Raw genomic sequence first — 25,692 nt, forward strand, 5'->3', positions numbered from 1 at the left:
ACAAGTAGGATACGTGCATTTTATGCGCCTCATAACAGCGCAACAGGGCATTATCCGTCATGAGTTACCCCCCGACACGCAAAGGCAAATTGCCGCCGGAGCGCGCAAGCGATAAAATCGCGGCAATCTCCTCCTATTCACTCATGTGGAATCCAGACAAAGCTTATGCGCGCCACCGAATTTCTGTTAGCCACCGAAAAAGAAACCCCGGCCGATGCCGTTGTTATCAGCCACCAGCTGATGCTGCGCTCCGGTATGATCCGCAAACTCGCGGCGGGCCTGTACACCTGGATGCCGCTGGGCCTGCGTACCCTGCGCAAGGTCGAAGCCATTGTGCGTGAAGAAATGAACCGCGCCGGCGCGCAGGAAGTATTGATGCCGGCGGTGCAACCGGCCGAATTATGGGAAGAAACCGGGCGCTGGTTTCAGTACGGCGGCGAGCTGCTGCGCGTAAAAGACCGCCACAACCGTGATTTCTGCATTGGCCCGACCCACGAAGAAGTAATTACCGATCTGGCCCGCAACCAGCTGTCGAGCTACAAACAGCTGCCGGTTAACCTGTACCAGATTCAAACCAAATTCCGTGATGAAACCCGTCCGCGCTTTGGTGTGATGCGCGCGCGTGAATTCATCATGAAAGATGCTTACTCCTTCCATGCCGACGAAGCCAGTCTGCAGATTACCTACGACAAAATGCACGAAGCCTACTCGCGCATTTTTACCCGTCTGGGTCTGGATTTCCGTCCGGTACTGGCCGACACCGGGTCTATTGGTGGTGCCTTATCGCATGAATTCCACGTACTGGCCTCATCCGGTGAAGACGATATTGCCTTCTCCAATGAGAGCGATTACGCCGCCAACGTCGAACTGGCCGAAACGGTAGCACCGGCCGGTGAACGTCCGGCCGCCACTGCTGAACTGGCCAGCATTGCCACTCCGGCGATGACCAGCATCGAAGACGTTGCCAGTTTCCTCAAAGCCAGCCCGGCTCAGGTGCTGAAAGCCATTGTCGTACGCGGCGAACACACGGCAGAAAAAGCCGAAGGGGAACCCGCTCCGGTGGTTCTGTTCCTGCGCGGTGATCACCAGCTGAACGAAATCAAGGCCGAGAAAATTGCCGGTGTTGCCTCACCCCTGCAATTTGCTTCCGATGCTGAAATCGCAGCCATTGGCGGCGTCAGCGGCTTTGTTGGCCCGCAGGGCATCCAGGCCAAATGCTATGTCGACCGCTCCGCAGCACACATGGCCAACTTTATCTGTGGTGCCAACGCCGCCGACACACACTTAACCGGTTTTAACTGGGAACGTGACGGCGAGCTGCCGGAAGTGCGCGATCTGCGTAACGTGGTGGCCGGTGATCCAAGCCCGTGTGGTAAAGGCACGCTGGACATCAAACGCGGTATCGAAGTGGGTCATATTTTCCAGCTTGGTACCAAGTACTCGGAAGCCATGAAAGCCAAAGTGCTGGACGAAAACGGCAAAGACCGCACATTGGTGATGGGTTGTTACGGTATTGGTGTCAGCCGTGTGGTGGCCTCTGCCATCGAACAGAACCACGACGATAACGGCATTATCTGGCCGGACGCCATTGCTCCGTTCAACATCGGCATCGTGCCAATGAACTATCACCGTTCCGACGTGGTAAAAGAAGCAACCGAAAAACTGTACACCGAACTGAGCGCCGCAGGCTTCGACGTGTATCTGGACGACCGCGACAAGAAAACCAGCCCGGGGGTTAAATTCGCCGATATGGAACTGATGGGCCTGCCGCACCGCATCGTCATCAGCGACCGTGGTCTGGAAGCCGGTAATGTGGAATACAAAGCGCGCCGCAATGGCGAAGCGCAGGATATCCCACTGGCCGACATCCTTGATTTTCTTAAGCAGCAGATCGGTTAAATGCACACCTCTGTGCAGGTTCGGTTAAAAAACCTCGCAGCTAAAACCAGCGGACGCCTCGGGCGTTCGCTGGTTTTTTTCTGTTTACTATTCACCATTACAGCCCTGCCCTCTTATGCTGTCGCACAAAGTGCCAACCAGCGCATCGACCCGGAATTGCGTAACGCCTTAAAAGAAGCGGTAAGCAGCAGCGAATCCTTTGAAGATCAATACGATGCTCAGGTCTGGCTGGTCGATATGTCGGCACGCCTGAAACGCTATATCAAAAACGATAAACAACGCCTGGAACTGCTCAGCCTGATCCATAAAGAAGCCAGCCGCGCCGGTTTATCACCGGAACTGGTGTTATCGGTGATACAAGTCGAAAGCGCCTTTGACCGTTTTGCTATTTCGTATGTCGGTGCTCAGGGCTATATGCAGATTATGCCATTCTGGAAAAAAGAAATCGGGCGCACCGACGACAATCTGATGCACGCTGCCACCAACCTGCGTTACGGCTGCACCATTCTCAAACATTATCTTGATAAAGAAAAAGGTGACTGGATTCGTGCGTTAGCACGCTACAACGGCAGCCTTGGCCGCACCAAATACCCGGAGAAAGTTATGCTGACCTGGGAACGGCACTGGTTTGTGAATTATTAGTTATTGATATTTTTCACCCGGATTTTTCTGATTCCCGCTCAAGCCTGAACTGCAACCGAAAAGAGCGTTAACCCTGAAAGATCCACAGCAATAACCTTAAAAATACGAACATCGGTGTCAAAGAAAATTCTGACACATAAAAAAGCCCGCGACTGCGGGCTTTATATTTTACTGAATCTGATCCCCTCTGCTTTTCAGCACACCACCGATACCGATATCAATCTGATAAGGAGTGGCATGAACACCAAAGGCATCAAAGACTTTATGCTCGTGGTCAAATATTAACGGCAGCGTCAGGTTAAAACGCTGACGAAAAGGTTCTACCGCCTCCGCATTAACATAGTAAGAATTAACAACACCTACCCACTGGCGCTCCGGTGTGCTTGCTACCAGCTGATTCAGCTGCGCGATTTTATCTTCGCAGCCGGGAAAATGTGGCATCGGACACAGGGTATCGAGAAATACCAGGCTTAGCGGTTTTTCTGCGGTCAGTGTTTTAAGACTCTGCTCTTTGCCCCCGGCATTGAGCAACATGATTTCGCCCATATCAGCACCGGCCTGCGGCTTTTTCTGCTCTGCTGGCTGTTGTTTTTTTCTCTGCCGATAGTCGGCGCTAACAACCGCACTGTCAGCCTCGTTATCAGAAGCCTTGTCAGCCGCAACGGCTTCCATTTTTCCTGTTACAGTAAGACCCAGATAACGCCGGAGTTCATCGGTACTGCCGGAAAAAACGCGCTGTTCTCCCTGGTAAAGCACATGATAAGGCGATTCCCATACGCCCTCGCTGCGCATCAGGCGGAATTCTTTATCTAAAACCAGCGGCTGCAATTGCGGATAGTAGCCCGCAAACTCCTCCAACTGTGCGGTGGTGACATTTAACTGCGGCTGAATCCAGATTTGCTGACTTTGCTGACGGAAACTGGCAGGCAGTCGTTCCAGTAATTGTTCATCGCCCCGGCCATCATAAACAGCCCAGATATCGGTAAACACCAGATGGCGGATTTTTTCGTTTTCAATGACCACCGGTTCACCCCGAAAATCGGTGAATTCAGCCTGCACCGCCACCGGTGCCAGTAATAATAAAGACATCAGTCCTGCTTTCATTGTTTGTCCTCCTGCTGGCTCCAGTCAGCCACTATATTTTCCAGCTGATCGGTCAGTAAAAACGTGCGGTAAGCCACGCGCCCATCACGGTCGATTAGAATATGCGTTGGTGTACCCACCACCCCATAAGCGGCGGTCAGCGCTCCGTTCTGATCAAAGGTGGTCGGCATGCTGTAGCCCCCGGTTTTAAACAATTGATGAATATTGGCTACCGAATCGTTAATACCGACATTCACACTCAGTACCTGAACAGGCTCTCCCGGCTGCTCATAAACAGACTGCAGGTACGGCATTTCTGCTTTGCAGTAGCTGCACCAGGTTGCCCAGAATTTCAGATACACCGGTTTCTTGCCGATCAGCTCGCTCAGCTGCAGCGTTTTGCCATCCAGTGTCTGCACACTGAAATCCGGCGCCGGATCGCCAACCGCCAGTGGTGGTTTCGCCTGCGTCAGGGTGGGAGCAAGAATCAGCGTCAGGCCAAACAGCAAAGCCGCCGGTCTGAGCATAGGTTTAAGTGGTTTACGCATTGCGTTCTCCTTATTGATTAAAAACAGAAACTTCAGAACTGTTGCAGCGCCTGCCAGCTGAACCACACAGCAGCCAGTAACATCAGGCCGGCCAGCAGACGCTGACTGAGCAGCAACCAGCGTCCGGATTTCGGCAGTCGTGCCAGCATGCCGCTGAAAGTGCCTGCAGCCAGCAGCAACGCACTCATGCCAAGGGCAAACACAAACATCAGTAACAGCGCCCAGGGCACGCTGCCCTGTCCGGCCACATACATCAGCAGCATGCCGAATACCGGCGATGTACAGGGAGCCAGCACCAGGCCCGATACCGCACCACTGAGCATGACGCGCATAAAGGGAGGCATTCGCCCGGCGGCAGGCACGTCTGGCAGCTGCAAGGCCGGCATTCTCAGCCAGCCCAGCATCCAGGCACTGAACAGCAGACACATAAACGCCACCAGCAACAGCGTGACAGGATGGCTGGCGACCGAGCCAAACAGCTGGCCACTGCTGGCCGCAAAAACACCGAGAATGGCGTAGGTCAGCGACAACCCCAGCACATAGAAAAGCGACAAGACAAAGGCCTGGCGGCGGTCAGTAGTGTGACTGCCGACCACCGCCACCGTAATTGGCAGCATGGGATACACGCAGGGAGTGAGACTGGTCAGCAAGCCGGTCGCAAATACAGCCAGCGGCACCCAGACCGACCATTGCCCATCAAACAGGGCGGTTTGAATAAAACTGTCCATAGCGGACTCCGTCGTTGGTGATGACGGCATTGATAGCAGGAAGCGGCAGCGTAGATATTTAAACGGGCTAAAATCCTCTTAAAATTCGCATAAAATTTATATTTCCCTATAAATTTCAATAACTTAAAAAATCACACAAAGAACAACACGGTTGCCGGGAAAGTCAGCAAAACCTAGAATGAGCACCTTACTTAAGGCAGCAAACGGCCCAGCGGATGACCAGGCAGTACCGATTTGACGCATTTACCTTTGACCCCGAGCGCGGCAGTCTTCACAGCGATCAGGGCGCACACACCGTGCTGCGCCACAAGGTTGCCAACCTGCTGCACTATCTGTTGCAACATGCCGACCGGGTCGTCAGCAAAGAGGAGCTGCTGGCCGAACTGTGGACCCACGGCGATTACCGCGAAAACTCACTGACCCAGAGCATCCGGGAACTGCGTCAGGCGTTAGGCGACAACGCTCAGTCTCCGCGTTATATCCGTACCTTCAATCAGCGCGGCTATCAGTTTATCGGCCGCCTGACAGCCGCTGACACAAATAGCAAAAGCGAACCATCGCCCGGCCAGTCAATGGCACGCCAGACATGGCGTCCGGCTCTGTTACTCACATTAGTGCTGGGCGGTGCACTGGCCCTTTTAATAAGCGCACTGATGTTCTGGCGGCCGGCCAGCACGCCGGTCTCCCCTTCCGGCAGCACATTATCCCTGCTGGTGCTGCCTTTTATTAATGCCACCGGTGAAAGCCAGATGACCTGGCTCGAGCTGGGGCTGGCGGACATGATTGCCATTGATCTGAAGCGTCAGCAAAAACTGAGCGTTACCCCACCAGCTCAGGCGCAGTCATTACTGCTCGATTCAGGCCTGCCCTGGCCAACTCTGCCGGTGCATATCCGCACCCTGCTCAATGACCAGCAGCAGGACGCCGCGCTGTTTGCCAGCGTACGTCTGCATAACCAGCAACAGGTGCTGGATTTTCAGCTGATTTATCGAGATGGCCGTATCCAGCAAGGGGCTATCAGCTACCCATCGCTGCCGGCCGAATCGCTTGCCATCAGCCAGCAACTGCTGGCCTTGCTGCGCCCGCAGCACGCTGAAAAACATCCGGCAGCAGCGACCGACCCGATCGCCGCCCAGGCATTAGCGCAGGGGATGCAGGCCCTGCGTCAGCAAGGTGCTGTACGGGCACGGCCCTATTTTCAGGCATCTCTGACCATTGAGCCGGACAGCCACTGGGCCAGAGCCTGGCTGGTGCGCGCCCTGCTTAATCTGGGTGAATGGCAACAGGCTGCGCAGCAGCTGGCCGCGATTCCCGCCAGCGAACTGGACAATGATCTCAGCCTGAAAACCTTTGCCCTGCACAGTCGGGCACAGCTGGCCTCATGGCGCGGCGACAGCAACAGCAGCGCGCTCGCCGATCAGGCGCTGCATCTGGCGCAACAAACCTCAGATCCGGAGCTGATATCTCAGAGTCTGCAACTCAAGGCACAACAAGCCTGGGACGCTATGGACTGGCTGGAACATCAGCGTTTGCTGCAACAGGCCAGCCAGCAAACCGAACCCTCTGCCGATATGCAACTGCGGGCAGATCAGCTGTTTTATCTGGGTAATCCCAGCAACAGTGGTCTGGAAAAGTCGCCTCTGAACGATCTGGACAGCAATCGCCTGCGGCTGGAGAAAGCGCTGAATTTTTATCGCCAGCTGAATAATCAGCCACAGATCGCCGCCACCGAGCTGGCGATTGCGCAGAATTATCGTTTCCCGCTGGATGAGCGCAGCATTGCACTGGCAGCGGCTATTACCGCCTATCGCACTCTGGAACAACCCTATGATCTGGCTCAGGCGCTGATTTATGGCGGCTTTTTTCAGCTGCAGTTACACCGGGGAGATCTGGCGCAGGATTATTTTCAGGAGGCGGCAGAAATCGCCCGCCAGCTGGGAGCCACTCCGCTGATCAGCCTGAGTGAACTCTATCTGGGCTTTGCCAGCCTGGATCAGGGACTCGACCAGAGCAGCCTTGGCCGTCATGGCCAGCACAGCGAATACCTGCACAAGGCACTGCAGCAATTTCAGAGCTTTATCGATACCGCGCCGACAGAACTCTATCTCGCCCATGCGCGCTTCTTCCGCGGCTGGGCACTGGCCGATCTGGCGCGCACTGCAACGACAGCAGAGCGCAGCCGCTATTTCGCTCAGGCGCTGGATGAGCTGCAGCAGGCTCAGATGCATTATCAGACCCTGCAAATGCCCACCAGCATTGGCTACAGCAACTATTCAATTCTGTGGATTTACCTGCAGCAGCAACAATATGACAAGGCCGTACAGGCCGCCCGCTCTCCCGACACCCGGCTGCAGGCCAGATATCTGGCCCGCGCACACTACGAGCAGCAGCGGCCTGAGCAGGCGCAACAGGTGCTGGAAGAATTCCGTAAGCGCTGGCCGCAGCTCTGGCAGGAAGACGATACGCAGCGCTTACGTCTGTATCAGCAAGGGGACTATCAGCCGCTGCCCCCCGAGCCTCTGCCGCATCTGGTGTACTGTGAATCAGACTGGCTGGAGGGCTGACGTCAGGGCGCCAGCAAACCAAAGCCCAGAGCCAGCGGAATCAAGCCGATTACATTGAGTGCTTTCCGCCGCAGGGCAATAAAACCCGCAATAACAAAAACAGCATCGGCGCCACTCAGCAGGCTTGAGCTGGCGACCGGTGTGACCAGTGTCGCCAGTAACAGTCCGACAACCGCTGCATTAACGCCCATTAAAGCGTGCTTTAAACCGGGTTTAACCAGCCACTGCGACCATAACGGCTGCAGCGCAACTAACAGAATAAAACCGGGTAAAAATACCCCCAGCGTTGCCAGTAAAGCACCGCTCATCCGGGACTCTGGCAATAATTCAGCACCTAAAAACGTGGCGAAGGTAAACATCGGCCCCGGCACCAGCTGTGCAGCGCCATAACCGGTCAGCAGGGTTTCGGCGGTCAGCTGCCCGGCAAACTGCTGCTGTACCAGAGGCAACACCACATGGCCGCCACCAAACACCAGACTGCCGGTCTGATAAAAGGCGGCGAAAATGCCCATAGCGTCTGCCGTATCGTTCTGGCTGAACAAGTGACTGAGTAAATACAGACCGGCCCATAGCATCAGTCCGATAATCAGCGCCAGACGTTTGGCCGGATACTGTGATTGTTCAACGGCCAGCTCAGCTGCAGGGCTGTTTTGCCAGTGCTGAAATAACCGGCCCAGCACGGCAGCCAGAATCAGCAACAGCCAAACCGGCAGTGGCGTCAGCCAGAGGGCAACGGCGGTAAGCAACATCAATACCCGGCTAAAGGCGCTGCTGCAGAAGGTCTTCGCCATGCTCAGCGTGGCATCTGCCACAACAATCACAGCCAGCAATTTCAGGCCGTGAATCAGCGCCGGAAACCAGGGGTAAGTCAGCAAGATAGTGAGGCTGCTGGCCAGCGCCAGCATCAGTAAGAAAGAAGGCAGGGTAAAGGCAATAAACGCGCTGATACCACCTGCCAGACCACCACGCTGCATACCGATAGCAAAGCCGACCTGGCTGGACGCCGGCCCGGGCAGAAACTGCGCCAGTGCCACCAGCTGCGCATAATGCTCTGCACTCAGCCACTGCAGGCGTTGCACAAAGACACGCTGAAAATACCCGAGATGAGCCGCTGGCCCACCAAAACCGATGCAACCCAACCAGAAAAACTGCCTGAACACACCCCATAACCGGACGGGTAATGGCTCCGCGTGTTCTGTTGCTCCCGTAAGCGTTTCTGGTTTCGGTTGTGGTTTCGGCGTTGTCATCGCTATCCGTCGTGTGCACTGCTGGCTGTTTGTGGGTGTGCGTGGGGCTCATCAATCCATCGGACTGACGCCTAATAAGGAGGCGCGAAAAGCCTGAAACCGCGTTAATTGCCGCCTACCCGACCAAAGTCTAGAGCCTGATGGATTATTGGTCATACCAATATCCTGATCCCGCTTTCGCCGCTGAAGCCCTGATGATACTTGGGCTGCAGCTCAAACTGCCTTGTTATCGCCAGTCCGACAAGCGCCAGTGTACTAGTAAAACTACTTAAGCACTCTTGCCCTAACTACCTACAAAACCGCAGTCCTGCGGATAGTCACCATCGGCCACGGCTTGCACACTCGAAAAGTCAGGGTGTGCTGTGCCTCTTCACGGGTACGCACAATCAATCTGAAACACTAAAAAGGATAATAACCATGATCCGCCTATCCCGCTTCAAACAGGTACTGGTAGCCGCTGCGTGCAGCCTGGCTATGTTCGGTACTGCTCAGGCAGACGACAAAGTATACCGTCTGAAACTGGCCGAAAGCTGGCCGACGAATTTCCCCGTATTCGGTGACGCTCCACGTAACATGGCTGCCATGGCTGAAAAAATGTCGAATGGTCGTCTGCAGATCACCATCGACTCGGCTAACAAACATAAATCGGCTTTTGGTGTGTTCGATATGGTGCGTGCCGGCCAGTACGATATGGGCCACTCTGCCTCGTATTACTGGAAAGGCAAAGTACCGAATACGCTGTATTTCACCACCATGCCATTCGGTATGACAGCCCCTGAACAGTACGCCTGGTTCTATCACGGCGGCGGTATGGAACTGATGGAAAAAGTCTACGGCGAGTTCAATATCCTGAGCTTTCCGGGCGGTAATACCGGTAACCAGATGGGCGGTTGGTTCCAGAAAGAGATCAATAGTCTGGAAGATCTGAAAGGTCTGAAAATGCGCATTCCGGGCTTTGCCGGTGAAGTTCTGGCAAAACTGGGCGCCAGCCCGACGAACATCCCGCCAGGCGAGCTGTACACCGCCCTTGAGCGCCGCACCATTGATGCACTGGAATGGGTTGGCCCGTCTCTCGATCTGCGTATGGGCTTCCACAAAATTGCTCCCTACTACTACACCGGCTGGCATGAGCCTGCGACCGAACTGCAGTTCATGATCAACAAGCGTTCATGGGATCGTCTGCCTGCCGATCTGCAGGAAATCCTGCGCGTCTCAATGCGTACTGCAGCGTACGACATGTACATCCAGTCTTATCACGAATCGGCCGAAAACATGGCGGTACTGGATAAGGACTACCCAAAAGTTCAGATCCGTACCTTCCCTGCTGATGTCATGAAAGCCCTGCACAAAGCCAACAGCGAACTGCTGGCCGAAAGCGCGGCGAAAGACCCTCTGGCAAAAGAAATTCTCGACTCACAAGCGGCTTACCTGAAAAAAGCCCGCCGCTGGACCGATATTTCTGACAAAGCGTACCTGAACAGCGCCGACTGAACAGTGTCGGCTGATAAACCATAACAATGACAGACCATCCGCCGGACTTACCCAGCCCGGCGGATGCCGACGGGAGTGCACTATGCTGATTAAGGCAGAACGGGCCATTAATCGCTTTTCCGATTTTCTCGGCACAGTTTCCGCTGTGCTTTTTCTTCTGATGCTGATGAATGTCTTTATTGACGTTGTCATGCGTTACGCCCTGAACGAGGTATCCATTGCCATGCAGGAAATGGAATGGCATCTGTTTGCCGCCATGTTCATGCTGGGTGTTCCTTATACGCTGCGGGCCGGTGGCCATGTTCGCGTAGACCTTGTGTACGAAAATTTATCCATCCGCCGTAAAGCCATTATTGATATCGCCGGTGGACTGTTGTTTTTATTGCCGTTCTGCCTGCTGGTTGGCTGGTACGGTGTTGGCTTCGCACATGAAGCCTGGAGTCTGGGTGAAACCTCCGGCGATCCCGGCGGCTTAACCAATCGCTGGATTATTAAAGCGGTGATTCCTTTTGCATTTTTTGCAACCGCCATTTCTGGTGTTGCCATGATTCTGAACAGCGTAATTGCCCTGAAAGATGAGCATGAAACCAAAATCGACCGGGGGCTTTTATGATTGGTATTGTGATGTTTTTTGTCGCCCTGTTAATGCTGATATTCGGCTTCCCGGTGGCGTTTACCTTTGGCGGTGTTGCGCTGATTTTTGGTGTATTTGCTGAAGGCCCGGATATCTTTGCCTTTATGCCTTTCCGTGTGCAGAGCATCATGGAAAATGTCACCCTGATGGCGGTGCCACTGTTTATTTTTATGGGCATTGTGCTGCAACGCACCAAACTGGCAGAACAACTGCTGGAGGCCATGGGTAAACTGTTTGGTGGCGTCCGTGGTGGGCTGGCCATTTCGACGGTTCTGGTCGGTGCTTTATTAGCCGCATCCACCGGCGTTGTCGGCGCATCGGTTGTGGCGATGGGGTTAATCTCATTACCGGTCATGCTGAAATACAACTACGACAAAGCACTGGCCTGCGGCACTATTTGTGCGTCGGGTACGCTGGGACAAATTATTCCACCGTCCATTATTCTGATTATTCTCGGTGATGTACTCGGTATACCGGTCGGCGATTTATTTCAGGCAGCATTGGCTCCGGGTCTGGTATTAATCGGCTGCTATGTGGTGTACATCCTGATTTACACCTGGCTTAAGCCGGAGGCGGCTCCCGCCCTGCCCATGGACGATGATTTATCCTATCGTCACGAACAATATGTACGAGCATTAAAAGCCATCATTCCGCCACTGGCGTTAATTCTGATCGTCCTCGGCTCCATCTTTGCCGGTATTGCCACCCCTACAGAATCGTCTGCTCTGGGTGGTGTGGGCGCACTGATTCTGGCGGCGCTGTATGGCCAGTTCAATTGGAAAATGGTGTATGAAGCCTCACAGGAAACGGTAAAAATCTCTGCAATGGTGTTTGCAATTCTGCTCGGTGCGACAGCCTTCTCGATGGCCTTCAGTTATACCGGCGGTGACTACATTGTTGAAGAATTGCTGTCAGATATGCCAGGCGGTGCCATGGGCTTCCTGATTCTGTCGATGGTCGCCATTATGATTCTTGGTTTCTTTATCGACTTCGTGGAAATCAGTTTTATTATTGTGCCGATTCTGGCGCCGGTTGCAGATGCGCTGGGTATTGCCCCGGTCTGGTTCGCTATTCTGATTGCCATGAATCTGCAGACGTCCTTCCTGACACCGCCTTTTGGTTTCAGTCTGTTCTATCTGAAGGGGGTTGCGCCCGCCGGTGTCCGCACAATGGATATTTATCGCGGGGTTATCCCCTTTATTCTGATGCAGGTCGGTGTGGTTATTACGATTCTGCTTTTCCCTGAATGGTATGGCCTGCTCGATTAATACCACGATGCTCTGTCGTCCGATAATCGCAGGATGTCGGACGACAGAGCAAACCGGTCATACGCACCGAAAAATTTCGCAGCAAGCATCCCGCTGCTGACAATAATAATGACAATAAAGACGTTATGAATATCCAACGCCAACCCGCAGAATCCAGCTCTGAAGCGCGACTATCTATCCTCGCCGGCAGGTTCTAATATGGGTAATCTATTAATTCCGCCACGGCCGCCGGGTATGAACCTGACTTTAAAAGCAAAAATCCTGTTGCTGACTGTATTACCGCTGGTTGCCCTCACCCTGACCATTACCTGGATTACTCAGCGACAGGCGCAGCAACTGGCCCAGCAACAGGTGGCAATATTCGAAGAAAATGTACTGGCCAGTAAACGCAAAGCGCTGGTTGATTACGTCAGCCTGGCGATGACGTCCATTAATCCGGTGTTGGAAGAGCTGGAATACGGCCTGAATCAATCCCGTGCAGAATATGAAGTCAAGCGCATTCTGCAAGGGCTGACCTACGGTAACGACGGCTACTTTTTTGTTTACGACCAGTATGGTACTAACCTCGTCCACCCTGCCCAGCCCGATCTGGTGGGCCAGCCCATGATTGATTTTCAGGATGATAATGGCCAGTACGTCATCCGCGATTTACTCGCCCTGGCAGAAAAGGGCGGAGGTTTTTATCGCTATATCTGGAATAAACCATCGTTATCCGGGCAAGAAAACAAACTCAGCTATGTTGTTAATATTCCCTATCTGAACTGGATGATGGGCACCGGGCTGTACGTCGATGACATCGCCGCTGAAACCCGTTTATTGCAAAACAAAGTTAATAGTAATGTGCGTCGCACCTTTCTGGCTGCATCGGTCTTATTGGCCGTTACCCTGGCTCTGGTCGTCATTATCGTCATCATTATTAACATGCACGCCACACAGCTTGCCGATCAGCGTTTACAGGATCTGGCACACCGTTCGGTGGCCTTTCAGGTCATGCAACGACGGACGTTCGCCCGCGAGTTGCACGATGGTATTAATCAAATGCTGGTTTCCGCCAAGCTGCGATTAAATCTGGCCGATAAGAAATGGCCGGATGAAGATGCCCGCGAACATCTGCATAAAGCATCCGATATGCTGAACATGTCCATTCAGGAAGTGCGCCGGGTATCACACAATCTGCGCCCTGTGATGCTCGATGACCTGGGTCTTGAACCCGCGCTGCACAGCCTGCTGGATAACATCAAAGAATCCGGAAAAATACGGGTAAAACGGCGTATCCGTTTACCTGAAACCCGCCTGCCCGATGCCATTGAAATGACCCTGTACCGGCTGGTACAGGAAGCCATCACCAATGTACAGAAACACGCAGAAGCCACACAGGTCAGTCTCAACATCAGCCATAACCAGCAAAGCATTGTTATTGAAATGGAAGACAATGGTTGCGGCTTTTCTCTCGAAGAAGATCAGAGCGGAATTGGCCTGATGAATATGCGCGAACGGGTTGAACTGGTAGGCGGAAAGTTTAGTGTCCGCAGCCGGCGCACACAGGGTACACTCATTCATGCGGAATTTTTCCTTAATCCGGACACCGCCTTAAGAGAGGCCGATTTATTATGAGCAGCAAACCAATTCGCCTGATTATTGCCGATGACCATCCAATGGTACGCGAAGGACTGAAAGTCAGCCTGGAAAGCGAAGGACTCAGCGTCGTTGCCGATGTCAGTAACGGCGAAGAAGCATTGGCCGCCGCCGCTGAGCATCATCCCGATGTAGTCTTGCTGGATATTTCGATGCCGGTCATGAATGGCCTGGAAGCCTGTATTGCGTTTCAGGAACAGCTGCCGGATATCCGCCTGCTGATTATTACCATGCACGACGACCGCGAATACATTCTCAAAGTCATTCAGGCAGGTGCCGCCGGGTATGTATTAAAAGACGTGGCACCAGAAGAACTTATTCTGGCCGTTCAGACCGTGCATCAGGGTGGAACTTACTTCAGTTCCAGCGTCGCCAAAACCTTATTCAGTGAATTCGGACGCGCCCGTCCTGCCGCCAGTGAAGATGTACTAAGCCCACGCGAGGAAGACGTGCTTGCCCGCCTGGCGGAAGGTCTGGGTAATAAAGAAATTGCCCGCGAGCTGGATATTTCGGTGCGTACGGTTGAAGCGCACCGGTTAAAGATAAAACAGAAGCTGGGGATTGGTAATTCTGCCGGATTAATCCGCTATGCTCTGGATCATGGCATTATCCGCCGCTGAAAACGCGGCCCCCTGCTTACTTTTATCGTTACTGTAAACGGATTTCCGCCGGCGTACTCATGCCACCTTTCAGCCAGTTATGCCAGTGTGTCTTTAACGCCTGTGCGCCACCAATATAATGTTCATCCAGAAGATAAAAAGCGCGTTTATTTACTCCGCGTTTATAATCCTGCAATAAACGGGTAATCAGACTGCGGCCATAGGTTGTTGATAACAGCATATACACCAACTGCCCCGCCATCTGCTGATTAACGCCGCGTTGATGATTAGCATTACGCCAATCATTACTGCGCACTTCAATAAAGGCGAGCACATCCATCGCCTTGTTTTTCCGGGCCAGAAAACTGCGGCGGTTACTGTCATGACTGCTGATTAAAAAGCCTTCCGGGCTATAGCTGAGTGTTTCCATTTGCTCGGCCATCCCTTCATTCAGCCAATCCGGTAGTATCTGCGCCAATGAATGCAGAATCGCATGACTGGCTTCATGGCGGATGGTTCTGTAAGTGCTTTCAATTCCGCCCAGAGCATCATCGTGAATAAACACGGCAATTTCATGGGTTTTTGGCAGATACACGCCAAGAGAGTTGGCTGCTGAGTGTCCAGAAATACGTTGCACGAAGGCCATATATTCACGCTGATCAGCCAGCAGATGAATTTTTACCGGCACCTGACGATAAAAATCAAAATACATCACCTGATCGTAAAAGCGGTAAACCTCATTGACCTCACGCTGGATACGCGCCAGATCCAGTTGCTGAGCAGCAGACGCCAGACTGCCTTCCTGAATCACGCGAATATCCAATGGCTGCCAGCCATTATTACCCTGCATTTTCAGTTCCAGCACTTCAGCCTGTTTATGGGGTTTATCTGAAAAGTGTACCTGACCGCGCTCATCAACCCAGCGATACACGGCTGCCTGAGCGACAGAAGCGCTCAGCAGCCAAAAAACAACGCACTTAATCGCGGCTGCGACTGCGTTCCGCCGGTACATAGAGCTGCTCCAGCAGGTAGGTTTTAAAGTCATCGGCAAAGGGTTGTTTATCCGCAGCCACTTTCATGCATAACAACCAGGCATCACGTTCTGCCGGGCCAATAGGAAAAGTCTGGTGGAATTTCGGAATCGCAATCGGGCCGTATTTCTCGCTGAATAAACGCGGCCCACCCAACCAACCACAAAGAAAACGGGTTAATTTATCCGCGGCAGTCGATAACTCTGGAGAATGCATTGCGCGAATATGCGCGGCCTCCGGCAAGGTATCCATTGCCGCATAAAAGTCGTCGACCAGCGCTTTAATGCCATCGTAGCCACCGGCTGCCTGAAAGGATGCGTCGCCCTGACCATAAGGGCGTTGTTCCTGAATGCTGTCATCCATCAGGCAAACTCCTCCATAAAATCCAGTCCGGCCTGATGGCGGATGGTACGGCGGTGGCTGGCCCACAGTTCTTTGACTTTTTCCTGATTACACTGCTGGCGGTCGATTAACACCCGGGTTTGCAGTTCACCTTTCTTCTGCCCGCCGGTCAGCGGTACTTTGGAGAACACAAACTGGTTGGAAATCAGATCCATAAACGGACCGGATTTACTGGTCGGCATAATAAACAGCAATTGCAGCCCCAGACTTTCAGTCAGATAATTAATCACTTCTTTCGAGCGGGTTTCATCCATTTTAGAGAAGGCCTCATCCACCAGCACCACGCGCAGATGAGTATCGCCTTCATTAAAGCGGAAGGCCGAGGTAATCGCCGCCGAACGGATAATATAGGCCGGGGTTTCCAGCTGACCGCCGGAACCGGTACCGTACTGGCTCAGGGCAATCGGCTCTTTATTGGCCGGTTGCTTGTAGATCTCGTAGGCGCGGTAATTACGGTAATCCGAAATCCGTTCCAGTTCGCGCATGGCTTTTTGTTCGTCATCATCCAGCAACATGGTCATCAGGTGATCACGCACACGCTTGGAGTTTTTCGACAGATCGGCGGTAAACAACGTTGCGCCGTCACCCAGACTTGGGTTTTTGATAATTTCTTCGAAAAACTGCCAATATTCTTTGTACTCCGGCACCCACTGCCAATCGAACCAGTAGGTTTCCCGGTCGGCACCAAACTGATGGTGTGCCAGTTCTTTATTCAGGTCTTCAAGGATGCGCTTGCCGTCATTAATCGCCTGATAAATGGAGTGACACAGGTTGGTTACGAAGGCGTTGTTAAAGCTTTCGCGCAGCTGTACCAGCTTGTCTTGTTTTTCCACCAGAATATTATTTTTCAGACGGTTATAAACCCGCTCGACTTCACGTTCCAGACCACACACGCTCTTGAAGAAAGCGACGCTGTGTTCCTGACGATAATCCGGTGTATAAACAATGGCATCCATCGTCTGGCAACGCAGATTATGCTCGGCAATATTGCGTTCAATTTCGTAGGCGGTGGAATTGAGTTCCTGACTGATGCTTTTACGATGATTTTCAATCGCTTCAGCCGGGCTGTCCTGCGCTTCTTTATCCGCAGCAGCCAGTCGCGCTTCGGTATCAAACTCGGGCCAGACGCTGACAATATGACGCAGCGCTTCTTCTTTGCTGTCAGCGACATCGGAGGTTTGCTCTTGCTGATCACTCAGATTTTTGCACTGTTTTTCGCTGTCGTTCAGCTGCTGCTGTAAACGGCCCAATTCGCCATCAAGCTCTTTAATTTGCGCATCGAGATCGTCGGCTTTTTCTTTCAGTGCATCAAACTGACCTTCAAGCTGGGAGAAGTCAGACAGATCAACATTACTCAGTGCCTGCTCAGCCTGCTGCATCTGATACTGGGTATCGAGCATCTGCTGCATCTGATCAGCAAAGGTAACGTGGCGCAGCAAATTAACCGCATCCAGCAATTGCTGGACCTGTTTCAGCTGGTAAGCCGCTTCATTCGCCTGCTCGACCAATGTATCCAGTTCGGCTTTTTTCGCTGCCAACGCGCGCTCACGGGCACCAAGACCGAACACCAGTTCGGTATCATCAAGATCGCAACGGTAAACAGAATAAGCGCCGGAACCCAGACCGTCTTTAGTGACACCACGACGGGTCATACGCAGCGCCTGCGCATCCGCCACCTGCTCTACCGAGCCATAACTGGCTTCCAGGTAATGACGCGCCGTAGCGTGTTCGAATTCCATTAAATGAATAATGGACTGGCCCGATAATTTCAGACGCTCGCCGTCTTTTTTGGCTTTTTCGCCCTGAATAACCCGTGCCCGGCTGCCACCGGGAATCGAGCGCAGAATATGCGCCGCTTCCGCTTCAAAAGCCGACTCCACGATAATGCTGAAACGGGCACCACCAATATAGCCTTCAATGGCGCTTTGCCATTGCGGGTCGGTAATTTCCACATAATCGGCCAGCACGCGGGGATCGGCCTGCGGACATTCCCGGCGGATGGCTTCCAGTGCCTGACGAACAAAGCCCGGATAATTCAGCTGACGCGACTCTAAGCTGTCGATGTCGGCCTGTTTCTGTGCCATACGGCCCTGAACCTGCTGCAATTTCTGCTCACGGCGATCCACCTGTTTGGCAATCTGATCGCGCAGGGAAATACCGCTGCTTTCCAGCTCGGTAGAATGGAAACGTTCGCGCCACTGGTTCACCAGCATCTGCTGTTGCTGCGCATCATCGAGGTGCGCTTCCAGCGGCGACAGATCGACCCAGTCTTTGCCCAGCAGCTTGCGGAAATCAACCGCGCCCTGATCTTTAATCGCCAGCACCTGTTTGGCCTGATCGATGATTTTCTTTTGCCCCAGCGTCGGAATTTCTAACCCGATCGAGGTTTTCTGCAGCGCGCCATACACCAGTTCGGTAGCGCGCAACGATGCCTGTAATAACTGATCCTGCTCCAGCAGCGGAATAGCCTGCTGCTGCAATTGTTTTTTACCGTTGGCAATCGCCTGCTCGGCGGCGTCTTTATCCTGCAGCGCATCAATACCACGGCGCTGGGCTTCCATGCTGATTAACTGCTCACGCAGTTGTTTACGCCGTTCCTGAGAGGTTTCGCGTTCTTTTTCTGCTTTGTGCAGACGTTCACGAATACCCTGCTGTTTTTCTTTGGCCGCCAGATATGCGCGCTGGTCATGAATATAGCGACTCTTTGCCGCGGTATATTCCAGTACGTTGTAGTCAATCCACTGATCGATATAGCGCTGTGAGGCGCCTTTGGTATTACTCAGAATGGCAATGGTTTCCGCCAGGGTATTGGCATCGGATTCCATGGCGTAAATGGTTTTCATCAGATCAGAAACGCTGCGGATGGCATCACCCAGATCTTTGGCTTCAAGAATTTCGTTGGCAACAAAACCGTTGATACTTTTTACCGGCTTATAAGCCATAAAACGCGAGAAGGTACGCGCGGCGTTCATCGCTTCGCGCTCACTGACCGCATCGTGACGACCGCGTAATGCACCGTACAAACGCCGTAAATATTGCTTTTTGGTATCGTATTTTTCGATATTACCGGCGTCCATCCGGCCTTTCAGATGTCCGGGCAGTTTATTCAGTTCGATCACATTACGCTGCCCTTCTTTGTCATCGTACAAAAAATCGGACAGCGTCAGTTGTTCGGTAACGATATAAAACTGCAGATCATTCTGTCGCGCCACCGGCTGACTGCCAGCACGGTCAATGGAGGCACTGACACCGATAATGGCGGTAAAAGGTTCGCCGCTTTCACCAGCCGAACCATCAGCACCAACGGTCGGATGAAACACCGCCGCCAGATAACCCACGGCACCGTTCGGACGGGCATAACTGCCATCATCACAACCCAATACGTAAGAAGACAGCGTACGGACGTTTTTGCCACGGCCACGCTGGGTCGCTTCATCCTGGCCGGGGTTATAGTGGAACAGCGTATCGTGTGCCGCCGTCATAATGGTCTGAATCGCATCAGCTGCAGTGGTTTTACCGGAACCGTTACCACCGGACAGCAAATTGATCGGACCAAATTCAAATTCAGTGGCCGGGATATTGCCCCAGTTAACGTAAATAAACTTCTTTAAAAACATGACAATTATTCCCCAAACAAACTGGCCGGTTGTTTTGTGTGGTCGGCTGCCTGCGGTTCTGCGGCCTCATTTTCTGCGCTATGTTCTTCGGCCGCCTGCTCTGTTGCGACGCTTACATCAGTCTCTTCCTGCGTTTCTTGCTCTGCGGAGTCCGCACCGCCAGCGTCTGCTGTTTCTTCTGTACGGTTTTCTGTTGATGCAGCTTCCGTTGATTCTTCAGCCTCAGCCGCCGCAGCACTCTCGGTTGTGTCAGCGGTGTCAGCGCTGTCGGCATCAGAAGTAGCCGGCGATTCAGCACCCTCGCCTTGCTGTTCGTCTTCCATCAGTTCCGACAGCACCTGATCAGAGACATAACTCATAATCATCGGCCGCACACGCAGCCACATATCGCCATCGGTTAAAGTATCTTCGTTGGCAATCTGTACCAGGCGTAATTGCTTTAAGCGGCGGAACAGGGCTTTACGCTCGGTCAGATTTTCCGGCAGGGTTCGTTTCAGCAGGTTTTTCATGGCGATGCTGAGCGCTTCCAGCGATACCATGACACAGCCTTGCTCATCCACCATGCCTTCGCGCAGCGCTTTGTCATACTGCGCACGTAATACCAGAATCAACGCCACCTCGTTTTGGTTTAAGCGGCTGCGGAATGCCTGTGCGCCGGTATTCTGCGGATCATCAACCATACCGGGCACCTGGGCACCGGGCGGATACAAACGCACAAACTGAAAGCGGCGGTCATGCTGAATGCGGATGCCCAGCAGCGACAAATAATCGCCGATTAATTCTTCCAGGCGCAGGTAGCGATCGTACAGCTGCTGCTCAATCTGGCTTTCGTCACGGCAAACAACACCGTAGTCCAGCAGGCGTACCAGTAATTCGGAAAAATCACGCTGGCTAAGGCCTTCTTTTTCTAACTCTTTATCAATGATCTGCAACATATTCAGGACTCTTTCTGCACCAGCTCGAAGGTGAAGTGGTCTTTTTTCAGGAAATACGTGGCGCTGTTTTCAGCACCGTCAGCACGCTCAATGTCGGACTGCTCGTCGTATTCGATACGGAATTCAAATTCGCTGGATAAACCATCAGCCGCACCCAGCCCAATGGCATGCGCAACGGCGAGAAAATCTTTGGCGTTTTCAATCGGCAATTCCCGCGTAGACACTTTGCGGCCACTGCCGAGGTGTTTTTGCATGTAGCTTTTCAGCGCCTGCTGATTGACCAGAAATGCCTGATCCAGCACTTGCTGAATATAAATATCCTTGCGCGCGTCCATATCAAAATCGCCCTGACCATCGTCTACGGCGGCATCAATCATACGGCGCTGACGCGGTGCAGCCAGACGCACCTGCCCCGGATCAACCAGGGCAACCTGTGGAACCGCCATACGATCGGCGGCTTTATCCAGCAAGGCGTTCTGTTGTGTTTCCGTCATGGCAACCAGACGTTTGCAGACGGCAAGAACATCGTTGTGTTGTTGCGATGCCAGGTAGCTCATCTGGCGGATAATAATATCGGCGCGCTTGGTAAAGCTTTGCAGCGCTTTGCGCAGCGCCGGCAGCATAATGTCGGAGGCATTGCGCAGGCGCATTTCAATACCATCCAGAATGGTCCACAGCACCGATTGTCCGTCCTGGGCGATGTCGGGCAACAATTCGCGCAGACGACGTTCAGCATTGGCCTTAAAGGTTTTATCGCGTTTGCGGATGCCGTTAATTAACTGGCTGATCTGGTCACGGTGTTTTTCCACGTTATCGGCGGATAAACGCACCGATAAATCCGGCTGAAAGCGGTTTTCCATAAAATCGAAAAAGGCTTCGCTGGCACGCTGCACCAATAACTGATCTTCCATTTCCCGCACCAGATCGCGCTTACGCTCTTCCAGCTCGGCGATCACATCGGTGAAGTCGCTGATAATGCGTTCGGAATATTCATAGGCATCCAGCAGATCGTAAATATCGCCACGTTCGAGAAACGACTCAAGCGAATTGCGGGTATTACGCGTATTGCGATGACGGGTACGCGCCATGCTGCGGCTTTCCGCCACAAACGGCTCGGTAAACAGGCGACCATAGCGGGTAAAGGCAAAGGTGCTTTGCAGTGTCGCTTCATCGACCTGTTTTTCAATCCAGCCGTATTCCAGCAGTTGGTTCAGCACCCAGACGGCATGGTCACGACTGTTGCGGAAACGCCCTTCGCTGCTGTCATCGCTTTCATCATTGCTCTCTGCCAGCCCTTCATCCGCCAACAAGGGTGCACGCACCAGCGCTTCCTGAAAAATTTCAATCAGCGTGTCGCGCGCCAGCGCCTGACCATAATCAGCGCTGCTGGAGCTGTACAATCGCTGATACAACTCGCGCAGACACTCCATCACCTGGGCGCGGTACTTACTGGTCAACGGGCGGAAAAACTGCCCTCGTTCCTGTTCAAAAAACATACAAACTGTATCTGTAAGGCGAATGAAATGACCGGCTAGATTACTGAAAGGCTGCGCCAATGACCAGCGCTGCAGTATATCCTCCGCCAGCCCGCACCAGCGCTGACATCATCGGCCCGGTAACGGCATTTCCCCATGCTTGAAGGCGGGGTATACTGCCGCGGTAACACCCCAGGATGCACCCATTCAGGACGCCGCCGCCATGCAGCCCCACCCGGAACAACAGCATAAAGCCACCTTTTTTCAGGTTGGCACAGAAAAACTGATCGAACTGACATTGGTCACCTTTGGCCTCTATGCCCTGTTCTGGACCTACCGCAACTGGCTGCAACTGCAACGCCGTGGTGAAGCGGTTAATCCGTTGCTGCGCACCCTGCTGGCGGTGGTGTACCAGTACGATCTTTATCGTCGCATCCATCAGCGCGCCAGCATTGAAAACGTCACTCCGCGCTGGTCGCCAATACGGGTTTATTTGCTGTTTGTGATTTTTACTCTGGTGCCGTTATGGCTGCTCGCCACCGATCATCCCTGGGGGATTCTGCTCAATCTGATGACGCTGCTGCCTAACCTGCTGGCCAACCAGAGCATTAACCAGATTCATGATAAGCATCTGCATTTCTTTGCGCAGAATACGGAACTCTCTGGCCCTAACTGGGCTGCCGTTGTTGCCGGATTGGTCGGCTGGTTGACCCTGCTCACGCTGGCGCTCGCCTACAACCAGTAAGATCCCGTTTAATCACTCATTTATTAGTTTCAGGATTATTCCATGGCCACCGCCAGACGCGTTTTATCCCGCCACCCATCACTCCTGCTGTTACTGCCGATGGTATTCAGCGGACTCATCTGGGGGATGTTACCGGCGGTGGCTGACCCGCTCCCGGCCGGACAACCGGCGGCAGCTCAGAGCGTGGCACATGACGGCAACATTCTGCACCTGAATACCCCCGGCGATTTCAGCATTGGCCTGCACAGCCAATGGCTGGAAGATCCGCACCGCAGCCTGACGGTCGATGCCGCCATGCTGACGGACGGCTGGCAAAACAGTGAATCTGCCAGCCTGAACTTTGGTTTCAGCAACTCCGCGTTCTGGCTGAAAACGCCACTCAGCACCGGCAGCCTGAGCGACTGGTACCTGTGGAACCGTTACTCCCTGCTTGATCAGGTTGATCTTTACCTGTGTCCGCGCCCGTTCAACAACAGCGGCGAATGTGTACACAAACAGGCCGGGGATTTACAGCCGTTTGATATCAATCGGGATGTCTCACATCCGAATACCATCATTCACCTGCCCACCGATAAAGGCCACGATTACCTCTTATTACTGCGGGTAGAAACCCATGGCACGTACCAGCTGCCAGCCAGCCTGGTGGACGGCCAAACGCTGCATAACGAATTATTGCTGAACAACATTCTGCGTGGCGGCTACTACGCCACCATGCTGGTGATGGGTCTTTATAATCTGTTTATTTTCTTCTCAACCCGTGAGCGCAGTTACTTTTACTACTCGGCTTTTGTGCTGTCGTTCCTGCTGTTCCATATGACCTACGAAGGCTCTGCGTTTCAGTTTTTCTGGCCCAACATGCCAGTCATTAATAACACCGCCTTTCTGTTAGCCTTCTCCCTGAACCAGCTGATTTTATGCTTCTTCGTGCCTAATTTTCTGCGCCTGAAACAACACAGCCCCGCGGCTTACCGGTTGTTCCGGGTGTACACCGCCATCACTTTCGTAACCCTGCTGATGATTCCGCTGCTGCACTACGAAGTGATGGTGCCGATCAACAACCTGCTCAGCATGTTAATTACCGCCTCGGCTCTTATTGTCAGTATCCGCGTCTGGATTGGCGGCGAGTCCGCCGCACGCTTCTTTACCATTGCCTGGGTGATGCTGATTGCCGGACTGATTCTGGCCAACGCCCGCAGTCTCGGTCTGATACCAACCAATACTTTCACCCTGTACGCCTATCAGATTGGCTCCTTTATGGAAGTTATTCTGCTGTCACTGGCGCTGGGAGAACGGATTATGCGTCTGCAAAAAGACCAGCTGGAATCGCGCAAGGCCATGCTCAAAAGTCAGGAAGATGCGATCCAGTATTTACGCGATTACGAAGATCTCTACCAAAACTCACTGACCGGCAAGTTCCAGCTGGACGAAGAAGGTTTCTTCCTGAAAACCAACCCAGCCTGGCGCAACATGCTCGGTTACAGCGAGCAGACCCATTTCAGCAACGATAATCCCAGCTTTGACAGCCTCATTGCCGAACCCGCCAAGCGCCGGGAGCTGTGGCGCAAACTGCGCGACAGTGGCCGGGTTCAGGCCTTTGTCGTCCCCATTCTGCAACCGCTAACCGGCGAACGTCTCATAGTATCGCTGACCATTCGTAAGCGCGCACCGGGCGAACGCGCCGCCTGGATTGGCTCCGGTCAGAACGTCACCGAGCAGTATCAGCAGGAGCAGGAGCTGATGCACCTGCAAAAAGAAAAGACCCTCGCACTGCGCCAGCTGGTGATGGGCATTGCCCATGAAATGAATACCCCGCTGGGTAATATCCGTCTGGCCGAAAGCTTTCTAAACGAACACAACGACGACTGGAGTGCCGAAGAAGCTCAGCAACAACTGCAGCAAGGTCTCGTGCATATTCATGACGGTATTGAGCGCCTTAACAGCCTTAACCAACTGATGAAAAACGCGGTGGTACTGGAAAACCAGTACGCCAGCGAAATCATTGAGCTGCGTCCATGGCTGGAACAATGGCGTAACAGCAACAGCCAGCAACACCCGCAGGTAAAACTGCGCACCGGCATTCACAGCTACCTGACCGAATGGCAAACCTACCCGGAAGCCCTCGACATCATTCTCAATCAGCTGGTTGATAACTCCTGCGTACACAACCAGGAACAGGAAGCCGAAGGCAAACTGCAGATCAGCGTTGATTTACGCGAGCGTGGCGAACAACTGGAACTGCATTATCAGGATAATGGTAAAGGCATCGACGCCGAACAACGCGAAGCCATCTTTATGCCGTTCTATACCACCCAGCGTTCCTCAGCACGCAGCAAAGGTCTGGGTCTGTATCAAACCTATAATCTGCTCACTGAACTGTTGCATGGCCATATCGACTGGCCAGACGATGCCGAAGGGTTTTATCTGGTGGTGCGTTTTCCACTGCCGGCGGAACATAATGACAGCGGTGCCTAAAGCCTGATTTACACAACCTGATTCACAGAATAAAAAAACCGGGCAAAAACCCGGTTTTTTTATTTCTCGTTCCTACGCTCTGCGTGGGAATGCAACTGTGCCAGCAAAGGCTACCACGCAGAGCGTGGGAGCCAGGTGAGAGCAAAACCCAGCCCCGGAACAGTACAAAAAACCGGGCAAAGACCCACTGCTGTCCCACAGTGTGGAGTGACACTATGTCACTCCAAACGGCAGCATTGATCGACTACTGTTTTTCAATCAGAAACGCCTTTCCGGGGCAAGCCCCTGGCCCCCTGCAAGGAGAGGTATCTCCTTACGATCCTCTCTTTTCGGCGCGCCCGGCTTCATCCAGCCAACGGCAATGATTATGCGGCACGCAAAACAATTCGCCCCGGAACGACGCTTTAAAACAGCAAAAATTTGTATCGTTCCGGGGCAGGGTTTTGCTCTGAAGGCCGCAGAATCATCTGGTTGTCTGGCGCCGCACGATCGCCGGTTTTAATAATCCGCTCAGCCATATTCCAGAGGAAACAGCGTTTTCGACATGAAATTTCAGTTCAGCTACTTGCTCTGAAAAGCAGCAGTGCGGTGACGGTTTTCTGCGCCTCTGGGGCCGCCGCAGAAACCGCTGATATGTCTGGTCTGTCCGCAGGGATGCGGACAAGTGGCTCCGGCCA

At 53.2% G+C, this 25,692-nt stretch carries 19 protein-coding genes; 10 read left to right on the forward strand and 9 right to left on the reverse strand.

Going from position 1 to position 25,692, the window contains the following annotated elements; translation table 11 throughout:
• Positions 1–165 precede the first annotated feature (165 nt).
• Entirely contained in the window at positions 166–1,899 is a 1,734-nt protein-coding gene (locus NYR02_RS17960; protein WP_260977745.1) for a proline--tRNA ligase, read from the forward strand.
• Positions 1,900–2,541: a lytic transglycosylase domain-containing protein gene (locus NYR02_RS17965; protein ID WP_260977746.1), complete on the forward strand. Its 642-nt coding sequence runs from the start codon at positions 1,900–1,902 to the stop codon at positions 2,539–2,541.
• 168 nt (positions 2,542–2,709) lie between these two features.
• Here the strand turns inward: NYR02_RS17965 and NYR02_RS17970 are convergent, their stop codons facing one another.
• Genes NYR02_RS17970 through NYR02_RS17980 form a run of 3 tightly spaced genes read right to left on the reverse strand, consistent with a single transcriptional unit; the run spans position 2,710 to position 4,900 of the window.
• Entirely contained in the window at positions 2,710–3,645 is a 936-nt protein-coding gene (locus NYR02_RS17970) for a peroxiredoxin family protein (protein WP_260977747.1), read from the reverse strand.
• Entirely contained in the window at positions 3,642–4,172 is a 531-nt protein-coding gene (locus tag NYR02_RS17975) for a TlpA family protein disulfide reductase (RefSeq protein WP_260977748.1), read from the reverse strand. The genes NYR02_RS17970 and NYR02_RS17975 overlap by 4 nt, the downstream gene beginning before the upstream one ends.
• Before the next feature lie 32 nt (positions 4,173–4,204).
• Positions 4,205–4,900, reverse strand: coding sequence for a cytochrome c biogenesis protein CcdA (locus NYR02_RS17980; RefSeq protein ID WP_260977749.1), 696 nt, complete (start codon positions 4,898–4,900; stop codon positions 4,205–4,207).
• 215 nt (positions 4,901–5,115) lie between these two features.
• Here NYR02_RS17980 and NYR02_RS17985 point away from each other — a divergent pair, with 215 nt between their 5' ends.
• Positions 5,116–7,464 carry a winged helix-turn-helix domain-containing protein gene (locus tag NYR02_RS17985; RefSeq protein ID WP_260977750.1) on the forward strand — a complete coding sequence of 783 codons (2,349 nt, stop codon included), beginning with the start codon at positions 5,116–5,118 and terminating at the stop codon, positions 7,462–7,464.
• Between the two features lie 2 nt (positions 7,465–7,466).
• Here the strand turns inward: NYR02_RS17985 and chrA are convergent, their stop codons facing one another.
• Positions 7,467–8,624 (reverse strand): chromate efflux transporter, encoded by a 1,158-nt coding sequence (gene chrA, locus NYR02_RS17990; RefSeq protein WP_260977751.1) that lies wholly within the window; start codon positions 8,622–8,624, stop codon positions 7,467–7,469.
• A gap of 504 nt (positions 8,625–9,128) precedes the next feature.
• Between chrA and NYR02_RS17995 the strand changes: the two genes are divergently transcribed.
• The 5 genes from NYR02_RS17995 (at position 9,129) to NYR02_RS18015 (ending at position 14,359) form a co-directional block, all read left to right on the forward strand.
• Complete coding sequence (locus NYR02_RS17995; protein WP_260977752.1) at positions 9,129–10,202, forward strand: TRAP transporter substrate-binding protein; 1,074 nt, start codon at positions 9,129–9,131, stop codon at positions 10,200–10,202.
• Between the two features lie 82 nt (positions 10,203–10,284).
• A complete protein-coding gene (locus tag NYR02_RS18000) occupies positions 10,285–10,815 on the forward strand; it encodes a TRAP transporter small permease subunit (protein WP_260977753.1) in 531 nt (176 codons plus the stop codon).
• On the forward strand, positions 10,812–12,104 hold the full coding sequence (locus NYR02_RS18005) for a TRAP transporter large permease (RefSeq protein WP_260977754.1): 1,293 nt from the start codon (positions 10,812–10,814) through the stop codon (positions 12,102–12,104). The genes NYR02_RS18000 and NYR02_RS18005 overlap by 4 nt, the downstream gene beginning before the upstream one ends.
• Before the next feature lie 198 nt (positions 12,105–12,302).
• Positions 12,303–13,718 (forward strand): cache domain-containing protein, encoded by a 1,416-nt coding sequence (locus NYR02_RS18010; protein ID WP_260977755.1) that lies wholly within the window; start codon positions 12,303–12,305, stop codon positions 13,716–13,718.
• Entirely contained in the window at positions 13,715–14,359 is a 645-nt protein-coding gene (locus tag NYR02_RS18015; protein ID WP_260977756.1) for a response regulator transcription factor, read from the forward strand. Before NYR02_RS18010 ends, NYR02_RS18015 begins: the two co-directional genes overlap by 4 nt.
• 28 nt (positions 14,360–14,387) lie before the next feature.
• Here the strand turns inward: NYR02_RS18015 and NYR02_RS18020 are convergent, their stop codons facing one another.
• Genes NYR02_RS18020 through NYR02_RS18040 form a run of 5 tightly spaced genes read right to left on the reverse strand, consistent with a single transcriptional unit; the run spans position 14,388 to position 21,819 of the window.
• Positions 14,388–15,350 carry a DUF4124 domain-containing protein gene (locus tag NYR02_RS18020; RefSeq protein ID WP_260977757.1) on the reverse strand — a complete coding sequence of 321 codons (963 nt, stop codon included), beginning with the start codon at positions 15,348–15,350 and terminating at the stop codon, positions 14,388–14,390.
• Positions 15,316–15,732 (reverse strand): group II truncated hemoglobin, encoded by a 417-nt coding sequence (locus tag NYR02_RS18025; RefSeq protein ID WP_260977758.1) that lies wholly within the window; start codon positions 15,730–15,732, stop codon positions 15,316–15,318. Before NYR02_RS18025 ends, NYR02_RS18020 begins: the two co-directional genes overlap by 35 nt.
• Positions 15,732–19,388 carry an ATP-binding protein gene (locus NYR02_RS18030; RefSeq protein ID WP_260977759.1) on the reverse strand — a complete coding sequence of 1,219 codons (3,657 nt, stop codon included), beginning with the start codon at positions 19,386–19,388 and terminating at the stop codon, positions 15,732–15,734. Before NYR02_RS18030 ends, NYR02_RS18025 begins: the two co-directional genes overlap by 1 nt.
• A gap of 5 nt (positions 19,389–19,393) precedes the next feature.
• Entirely contained in the window at positions 19,394–20,323 is a 930-nt protein-coding gene (locus NYR02_RS18035; RefSeq protein WP_260977760.1) for a DUF4194 domain-containing protein, read from the reverse strand.
• Positions 20,324–20,325: 2 nt separating this feature from the next.
• On the reverse strand, positions 20,326–21,819 hold the full coding sequence (locus NYR02_RS18040) for a Wadjet anti-phage system protein JetA family protein (protein WP_260977761.1): 1,494 nt from the start codon (positions 21,817–21,819) through the stop codon (positions 20,326–20,328).
• A gap of 202 nt (positions 21,820–22,021) precedes the next feature.
• Here NYR02_RS18040 and NYR02_RS18045 point away from each other — a divergent pair, with 202 nt between their 5' ends.
• Together NYR02_RS18045 and NYR02_RS18050 are read left to right on the forward strand one after the other, a co-directional pair.
• The gene (locus NYR02_RS18045) at positions 22,022–22,543 is read left to right on the forward strand and encodes a hypothetical protein (protein WP_260977762.1); all 522 of its coding nucleotides are present in this window, start codon (positions 22,022–22,024) and stop codon (positions 22,541–22,543) included.
• A 42-nt stretch (positions 22,544–22,585) separates the two neighbouring features.
• The gene (locus NYR02_RS18050; protein WP_260977763.1) at positions 22,586–25,015 is read left to right on the forward strand and encodes a sensor histidine kinase; all 2,430 of its coding nucleotides are present in this window, start codon (positions 22,586–22,588) and stop codon (positions 25,013–25,015) included.
• Positions 25,016–25,692 lie beyond the last annotated feature (677 nt).

The sequence above is a fragment of the Thalassolituus pacificus genome, assembly GCF_025318105.1.
In the GTDB taxonomy this organism is placed as follows: domain Bacteria; phylum Pseudomonadota; class Gammaproteobacteria; order Pseudomonadales; family Oceanobacteraceae; genus Venatoribacter; species Venatoribacter pacificus.

Coding starts and splice junctions, on each gene's coding strand:
- NYR02_RS17960 (WP_260977745.1), top strand. CDS start 166: ATGCGCGCCACCGAATTTCTGTTAGCCACCGAAAAAGAAACCCCGGCC.
- NYR02_RS17965 (WP_260977746.1), top strand. CDS start 1,900: ATGCACACCTCTGTGCAGGTTCGGTTAAAAAACCTCGCAGCTAAAACC.
- NYR02_RS17970 (WP_260977747.1), bottom strand. CDS start 3,645: ATGAAAGCAGGACTGATGTCTTTATTATTACTGGCACCGGTGGCGGTG.
- NYR02_RS17975 (WP_260977748.1), bottom strand. CDS start 4,172: ATGCGTAAACCACTTAAACCTATGCTCAGACCGGCGGCTTTGCTGTTT.
- NYR02_RS17980 (WP_260977749.1), bottom strand. CDS start 4,900: ATGGACAGTTTTATTCAAACCGCCCTGTTTGATGGGCAATGGTCGGTC.
- NYR02_RS17985 (WP_260977750.1), top strand. CDS start 5,116: ATGACCAGGCAGTACCGATTTGACGCATTTACCTTTGACCCCGAGCGC.
- NYR02_RS17995 (WP_260977752.1), top strand. CDS start 9,129: ATGATCCGCCTATCCCGCTTCAAACAGGTACTGGTAGCCGCTGCGTGC.
- NYR02_RS18000 (WP_260977753.1), top strand. CDS start 10,285: ATGCTGATTAAGGCAGAACGGGCCATTAATCGCTTTTCCGATTTTCTC.
- NYR02_RS18005 (WP_260977754.1), top strand. CDS start 10,812: ATGATTGGTATTGTGATGTTTTTTGTCGCCCTGTTAATGCTGATATTC.
- NYR02_RS18010 (WP_260977755.1), top strand. CDS start 12,303: ATGGGTAATCTATTAATTCCGCCACGGCCGCCGGGTATGAACCTGACT.
- NYR02_RS18015 (WP_260977756.1), top strand. CDS start 13,715: ATGAGCAGCAAACCAATTCGCCTGATTATTGCCGATGACCATCCAATG.
- NYR02_RS18020 (WP_260977757.1), bottom strand. CDS start 15,350: ATGTACCGGCGGAACGCAGTCGCAGCCGCGATTAAGTGCGTTGTTTTT.
- NYR02_RS18025 (WP_260977758.1), bottom strand. CDS start 15,732: ATGGATGACAGCATTCAGGAACAACGCCCTTATGGTCAGGGCGACGCA.
- NYR02_RS18030 (WP_260977759.1), bottom strand. CDS start 19,388: ATGTTTTTAAAGAAGTTTATTTACGTTAACTGGGGCAATATCCCGGCC.
- NYR02_RS18035 (WP_260977760.1), bottom strand. CDS start 20,323: ATGTTGCAGATCATTGATAAAGAGTTAGAAAAAGAAGGCCTTAGCCAG.
- NYR02_RS18040 (WP_260977761.1), bottom strand. CDS start 21,819: ATGTTTTTTGAACAGGAACGAGGGCAGTTTTTCCGCCCGTTGACCAGT.
- NYR02_RS18045 (WP_260977762.1), top strand. CDS start 22,022: ATGCAGCCCCACCCGGAACAACAGCATAAAGCCACCTTTTTTCAGGTT.
- NYR02_RS18050 (WP_260977763.1), top strand. CDS start 22,586: ATGGCCACCGCCAGACGCGTTTTATCCCGCCACCCATCACTCCTGCTG.